Below are 7300 nucleotides of genomic sequence, written 5' to 3'. Positions count from 1 at the left end.
CTGTTCGAGCGGACCTCGAGCCGGCTCATGCTTCTGAGCATCCCCGTCGCGATCGCCTGTCTCGCGGGTCCCTGGTATGTGGGCCTGATTTTTGGAAAGGAAGAATGGAGCGGCGCGGGCGAAGTTCTCGCCGCATTGACGCCCTTCATCGTCGCTCAAATCATCGCGTCGCCGCTTTCGTCCGTCATCACGATCATGCGTCATGAAAGATGGCTATTTTTCTGGGATCTGGCGAGAACGCTAGTCGTGATCGCGATTTTTTCGGCGAGCGGACACTACAACATCGGTTTGACGACGGCGGTGCTCTCATATGCCATCGGCATGGCCGTGATGTATGCGCTCCTTTTTTACAAGACGCGGCGAATCATCGTTTCCCAGGGATAGGAGCCGATTCGAACTCCGATAGGCGCCCATAAAGCTATGGAAAGCATCATCTGGTACGTCAAACGCCTCGGCGTCATGAGCGGCGGGGAGATCGTTCATCGGCTCAACGAGCTGTGGACGCTGCGGCGGTTGCGGCGGGAGCATCGCCTTGGCGGCCGGCATGCGGACCGTCGTCCGGACGGCTTCACGTTCTGTCGTGGCTCCGTCCGGCAGATGCCCGATCTTCCCTTTGCCTTTCTGCCGACCGCTGCCGAAACCGAAAGCTGGCTGGCCGGGGAGTGGCCGGCCTTGGGATGCCGGTGGGCCTGGGCACCCGATCCGGGCATTTGGCATGTTGCCCCCGATACCGGCCACGTTTGGCCGCAAACCTTCTTCGGATCGATTGCGTATCGACAGGGCAATCCGTATGGCGATGCGCGCGTGGTGTGGGAACCCTCCCGTCTACAGCAATTGGTGAATTTGGCGCTGCTGGCGAACGCGGACGAGGACCGGGCGCGGGAAGCGGTCGAACTGATGGAAGCCGTGCTCGATTCCTGGGTGAAGGCCAATCCGCCCCTGACCGGGATTCATTACGTGTCCGCCATGGAATGCGCACTGCGGGTGATCGCCGCGTGCCATGCGCTGGATCTGACGAGAGATCGCCTAACGGCGCCCGAACAGACTTGGGGCAATCTGTTGAGGCTCGTTTCGTCCCACGCGCCACTCATCGCGAAAAGGTTGTCGCTTCATTCCTCGGCCGGCAATCACACCGTCGCGGAGGCTGCGGGGCTGGTCTATGCCGGAACCCTGTTCCCGGAGCTGCCGGATGCCTTTCGATGGCGGACGCGGGGACTTCGCATTCTCCAGCACGAAGCCGAGCGCCAGGTGCTCCCGGACGGGGGCGGAATCGAGCAGGCCTTCTGGTATCAGCTTTTCATCGTCGATTTGCTCGGGCTGGTAGAAGCGCTGCTCGAACACCGCCGGCACCGGGTACCGCGAGCCTTGGCCGATGCCGTTCGCCGTGGCCGGCGCTTCTTGAGAGCACTGGCCGACGGTCCGGACGATTTGCCGCGAATAGGGGATTGCGACGACGGCTACGCGCTGTCCCGCCATCTCCGCATCAGCTGGAGCGGACCGGCGCCGGCGGAAAATCCCGCGATCTTTCCGAATACGGGTTATACGGTCGTCAGGGGACGCGGCGAACGGCCGGTGCGGTTGATCTTCGATCACGGTCCGCTCGGCATGCCGCCGGCCCATGGGCACGCTCATGCCGATGCATTGTCCCTTCATGTGACGTTCGGCGGCAGCGAGCTTCTGATCGATCCCAACACATACACCTATACCGGCGATCCGACCTGGCGGCGCTGGTTTCGAAGCACCGCCGCCCACAATACCGTGCGCGTCGACGGGCGGGATCAGGCGAGACAGGAAACGTCGTTCCAATGGTCGAACGGCCACGACGCTTCCCTGGTGAAGTGTCATCGCGACGAAAGCGGAAGAATTCTGCTGCTGGCCCGGCATGACGGATATCGCCGGTTAGGAATCACCCACTGGCGGGCGATCGCCTTCGACGGGTCGGATCATCTGCTGATCCGGGATTATCTGGCAGGGCAGGGGCATCATGTCGCCGAACTGATCTGGCATCTCGGCGTCGAGGCGGCGCCCGCCGGAGCGGGGTTCGTCTTGAGCGGCAACGACATCGGCGCCCGGCTGGATCTTGCCGGAGGCGTCATGACCCTGCACCGCGGAGAAACGGATCCCATACTCGGCTGGCAGTCTCCGTGTTACGGAGTCCGAAAGCCGGCGGTTTCCATTCTGGTCCGATATGCCGGCGAATTTCCCCACCAATTCCACACTGCGCTCTCTTTCGATGATGCACATCGCGACGGAATGGCGGCTTTGGAATTGTTATTGGAGCGCGCGATGGAGCCTTTGAAAACCATGTAATTCCATTCGGCATTCGAATGAACATTCATCGTAGGATGGGTAGAGCGAAGCGAAACCCATCGATGGCGGGTTAGCCCTTCGACAGGCTCAGGACAGGCCCCTAGTCTCCGCTCGGGACAGGCCCTTCGACAAGCTCAGGACAGGCTCCGCGTAACCCACCGATTGACGGTCGCTCGGTGGGTTACGGCGCACGCGAAGCGCAGTGATCGGCGGTCGGTCAGTGCTGATGTGCGCCTAACCCACCCTACAAACATGAATTCCTTATTGAAAGCGATTTGGAATAAGTCCCTGAATCGTGCCCTGACGACGTCACTTGAGCTTGCCATTCGATACGAAAACGATACGTAGCATTACTGGGGGTGTGACGATTTCACTGCGGATCGTGTCGATATGGTATGAGCGTCGATAACCCGCGATAAGCAGGGATCGACGGGTGGAGTCAGTCGTTCTCGATCTGTAGAACTCGTCAGGGAAGGGATTCCATGAATAACGAGAGAATCGATATTTTCGGCGTGCCCGTGGACGTCGTCGATTTCCCCAGGGCGCTGGCGACCGTCGACGATATCCTTCGAGGCGATGGGGGCGGATTTATCGCGGCGGTCAATCCGGAAAAGATCATGCGGGCCCGCGACGACGCGCGGCTCTTGCAGGCATTGAAGAGCGCGAAGCTGCTCATCCCGGACGGCATCGGCGTGGTCTGGGCCGCGCGCTGGCTGGGGCTGGGCTGCCCGAGCAGGGTGCCGGGAGCCGATCTGATGCCGGCCATCTGCGAAATCGGCGCGGCCCAAGGGCGAAACGTCTTTCTGTTCGGAGCAAGCCCCGAAGTGAACGAAAAGGTGGCCCGGATTCTTCCCGAGCGGCATCCGGGGCTTCGCATCGCCGGCTTTCAGCACGGCTATGTCCGCGAACCCGATATGCCGAGGCTCGTGGCCGACATCAACGCATCGAGGGCCGAGATTCTGTTCGTCGCACTGGGAAGCCCCCGGCAGGAGTTCTGGATGATGCAGCACGCCCCCGAGCTCTCGGTAAAAGTGTGTCAGGGCGTGGGCGGCAGTTTCGATGTCATTGCCGGAAAGGTGAGGCGCGCTCCGGCGCTGTTCAGGCGCATGCATCTCGAGTGGTTTTACCGGCTCGCCCGCGAGCCCCAAAGACTCCGGCGGCAAGCCGAACTGCCGAAATTCGCATGGCGCGTGATGCGCGAGAAGTGGGCGAATCGCTCGGGCGTAGCGATGAACTGATGCATCATCGCTCCGGGCAGGATGCCTCGATGGATCAACATATCGTGAAGGGAATTCACTCCGAGTTACAACGGAGGGCATCGGGCCGGGTCTGGTCGAGGCTCGCCATACTCGGTGTCTTGATAGCCATCATCTTTTTCGACGCGTTGACCTATACGGTCGATGCCTGGCTCAATTCGGATGAATATAGCCACGGCGTCCTCATCCCCTTCGTCACGGCTTTTCTCATCTGGCAAAAAAAGAACGATATCGCGGCCGCGAGAATATCCGGATATCCGCCCGGTTCATCGCTCGTCGTCGCCGGATTGGCGTTCTTCTTTCTGGGCGAATTGAGCACGCTGCTCATCATCGAGCAGTACGCATTCCTGATCGTGCTTTTCGGCGTGGTTCTCACCGCTCTGGGACCGGAAGTTTTCCGGCTTGCCCGGGTTCCGCTGTTTTTTCTGTTTTTCGCGATCCCGTTGCCCAGTTTCATCTATCAGGGACTGTCTTCGGAGTTGCAACTGCTCTCTTCCCGGCTAGGGGTCGGCTTGATCCGCTTGTGCGATATCAGCGTCTACCTCGAGGGCAACGTCATCGACCTCGGCGCGTACAAGCTCCAGGTCGTGGAAGCGTGCAGCGGGCTAAGATACTTGTTCCCTCTCATGGGGCTGGCCTTCATCTGCGCTTACCTTTTCAAAGCGGCGCTTTGGAAGCGGGTGCTCGTGTTCCTGTCGAGCATTCCCATTACCGTTCTGATGAACAGCCTGCGCGTCGGGCTCATCGGGGTGCTCGTGGAATATCGGGGCCCGTCGATGGCGGAGGGCTTCCTGCACGATTTCGAGGGCTGGGCGATCTTCATGGCCTGTACCGCCATTCTGATCGGCGAGATTTGCTTGCTGGCGCGGATCGGTGAAGACAAGCGCCCGCTGAGTGAGCTTTTCGACATCGCTTTTCCCGAGCCTGCCCGAAAATATGCGGCCGAGGGCCGCGCCTTGGCTCCTTCTCCTTCCGGGAGACGGTGGCCCGAAGGGCCCGACGAGGGTATCGCACCTCGGAAGCGGAAGCTGCCTCGGGAGTTCTGGACGGTCGGAGGCATGCTGATCGTTGCGGCCGGCTTGTCGCTGTCTCTGGAGAAGCGGGCGGAATCGGTTCCGCCGCGCGCATCGTTCGCCGAGTTTCCGATGCAAATGGACGCCTGGCAGGGACGGCGCGAGATCATGGAACAGCAGTATGTCGATGCCTTGAAGCTCGACGATTACATCTTGGCCGATTTCAGCAAGGGCGGCGCGCCGCCGGTGAATTTCTACGCGGCCTATTACGCCTCGCAGCGCAAGGGCGAGTCGGTGCATTCCCCGCGTTCCTGCATACCGGGCGGCGGATGGCAGATCAAGTCCTTGGAGACGGTGTCGATTCCGGGCATCCGGCTTTACGCCGGCGATCTCAGGGTCAATCGGGTCCTGATTCAGAAAGGCGACGAAAGGCAACTGGTTCATTACTGGTTTCAGCAGCGCGGCCGGAATCTGACCAATGAATATCTCGTCAAGTGGTATCTGTTCTGGGACGCGCTGACCCTGAACCGTAGCGACGGCGCGCTGGTGCGACTTACGACCCGCGCACCTCCGGGCGAGGATCTCGCGGCGACCGAGAAGCGCCTCGTCAGTTTTCTCGCTTCGCTGATACCGCGATTGGACCGGTACGTCGCGAACTGAACGCCGGAATCCCATGCGTGGGCAAAGCAGCACTCGCATCGATGTCCATCCCATGATCTCTCCGGAGCGGAAGTCGGGCGGAAAGCGGAGTGCTAGGGGAATGAGAGGCTACTACGGCGAGTCGCCGTCGATATCACTGCAAAGGATGTGTGGGGCTGCCTCGGTTTATGTTTCATTTCTTCGTCTTTCTCACCGCCTTGTTCGTCGCGATGGTGTTGGTCGCGGTATTCATGCGGCTGGCGCCCCGCCTGAGGTTTGTCGACGTGCCGGACGGACGCAAGATTCACCATGCGGTTATTCCGCGGATCGGCGGTATCGGGATGGTCTTGGGCGCTGTAGCGTCCGTTTTGGCCTGGATCGATTTGAGCCGAAGCACCGAGATGTTTCTTTTCGGCATTGGCGTGATCACGGTTTTCGGTTTGTGGGACGATCGCGTCAATCTCGATTACCGGACCAAATTCGCCGGGCAGCTATTGGCGATCGCCGTGGTGGTTTGGCTCGGCGGTGTGGCGGTCGAACGATTGCCGGGGTTCGAGAGCCGGGAAATTCCGGCGTTCGTTTCGTATCCCTTGACCGTCTTCTTTCTCCTCGGGACCACCAACGCCACCAATTTGTCGGACGGCCTCGACGGGCTCGCGGCCGGCTTGAGTCTCCTGAGTCTCGCCTGTATCGCTTCCCTGGCCGATCTCGCGGAAGGCGACGAGCTGGTTTTTACGAGCCTGGCCATCATCGGCGCGACGCTCGGCTTTCTCCGCTACAACACCCATCCGGCCATGGTGTTCATGGGCGACACCGGCAGCCAGTTTCTCGGTTTCAGCCTGGGCGTGCTGGTACTCATGCTGACCGAGCAAGTCAATACCGCGCTGACGCCGGGACTCGCCTTGCCCATTCTCGGATTGCCCATCATCGATACCTTGATGGTCATGACGCAAAGGATGGCCGAAGGCCGATCCCCGTTCAAACCGGACAAAAGCCATTTTCACCACAAGCTATTGGCCCTGGGGTTCGATCAGTACGAAGCGGTGCTGGCCATATACGCCGTTCAATCCCTATTGGTGGTATCCGCTTATCTGCTCCGGTACGAATCCTACTGGTTGATCGCGGCGCTTTATCTGGCTCTGAGCGCGGCGATCGTCCTGTTTTACCCGCTCGCCCGAAAGTTCGGATGGCGGCTGCATGGCGGCACCTCGCCCGTGACGGGTTTTCTCAAGCGCGCGCGCGACCGGGCGAGACTGGACGAAACCCCGAATCTGGTATTGAGCCTGCTCATTACCGGATTTCTGATCATGGGGGCCGTGGTAGCCAGGGAACTGGCGTCCGATATCCGTTACTTCGTAGCCGTCAGTATGACGGCCTGGCTGGTCGCCCGCGTATCGCGATTGCCAGCGGCCAGATGGATAGAGCGGTTCGTGATTTATGCCTGCGTCATCCTGGTGATCTATTCGATCGAGCTCTCCGGCGTTACGGAACGGCGTCTTTGGCACATCGGGCTGAAATACTTTTTCCCGGTCTTGGCGGCCGTTACCGCCGTGGGTGTGCGCTTCTCCGGACGTTATTATTTTTCCGTTACGCCGTCGGACTTTCTGGTCGTATTCATCCTGCTGGCGGCGGCCAACCTGCCTGTCTTCGGCGAAGTGAACTACGCCAAGCTGGCGATTCAGTCGGCCGTGGTGCTCTACGGCGTGGAGTTCGTATTGAGACGGCGAAGCGCCGCCAGCCTGGCGATATCGATCGGGGCCATGGCGGCTTTCGTGATCGTCGGAATCAAGGCGCTTTAGAGCATTTTCCGATTCGGTGTAAGGGATCCCGATATGTAGGTCGGCAATCCTTTGCCGACGTACCGGCTCGGCAAAGGGCGTTGTCGGAAGGGTCGCGACTAAAGCGACCGTTTGCGATTGGAAGGGTCGCGACTAAAGCGACCGTTTGCGATTGGGAAGGGATTGCCGACCTTATATCTCGATTCTGGATTCCACAAGAGGCAGAATCTCCGACTGATCATCGGACCCAGACGCTGGGCAAGACGTTGCCGACCTTGGGCCTGAAGCCCGCGCCGTAGATCGT

The 7300-nt window shown here is 60.3% G+C and carries 5 protein-coding genes; all 5 read left to right on the top strand.

Translation table 11 applies throughout. From position 1 onward, the window contains the following. Positions 1-384: hypothetical protein (locus tag ABJK70_RS17490; protein ID WP_347258612.1), on the top strand; the 384-nt coding region annotated here is incomplete at its 5' end. A gap of 36 nt (positions 385-420) precedes the next feature. Beyond that, positions 421-2310, top strand: a complete 1890-nt coding sequence (locus tag ABJK70_RS17485; RefSeq protein WP_347258611.1) for an alginate lyase family protein — start codon at positions 421-423, stop codon at positions 2308-2310. Between the two features lie 482 nt (positions 2311-2792). After that, on the top strand, positions 2793-3548 hold the full coding sequence (locus ABJK70_RS17480) for a WecB/TagA/CpsF family glycosyltransferase (protein WP_347258610.1): 756 nt from the start codon (positions 2793-2795) through the stop codon (positions 3546-3548). Then, a complete protein-coding gene (locus ABJK70_RS17475; RefSeq protein ID WP_347258609.1) occupies positions 3494-5239 on the top strand; it encodes an exosortase C-terminal domain/associated protein EpsI in 1746 nt (581 codons plus the stop codon). Before ABJK70_RS17480 ends, ABJK70_RS17475 begins: the two co-directional genes overlap by 55 nt. A 167-nt stretch (positions 5240-5406) precedes the next feature. After that, positions 5407-7017, top strand: coding sequence for an MraY family glycosyltransferase (locus tag ABJK70_RS17470; protein ID WP_347258608.1), 1611 nt, complete (start codon positions 5407-5409; stop codon positions 7015-7017). The last annotated feature ends 283 nt before the right edge of the window (positions 7018-7300 follow it).

Origin of the sequence: Methylocaldum sp. (genome assembly GCF_039794385.1) — a bacterium.
GTDB lineage: Bacteria > Pseudomonadota > Gammaproteobacteria > Methylococcales > Methylococcaceae > Methylocaldum.
Note: the sequence above shows the minus strand (reverse complement) of the source record. Positions and strands in the feature narration are given on the sequence as shown.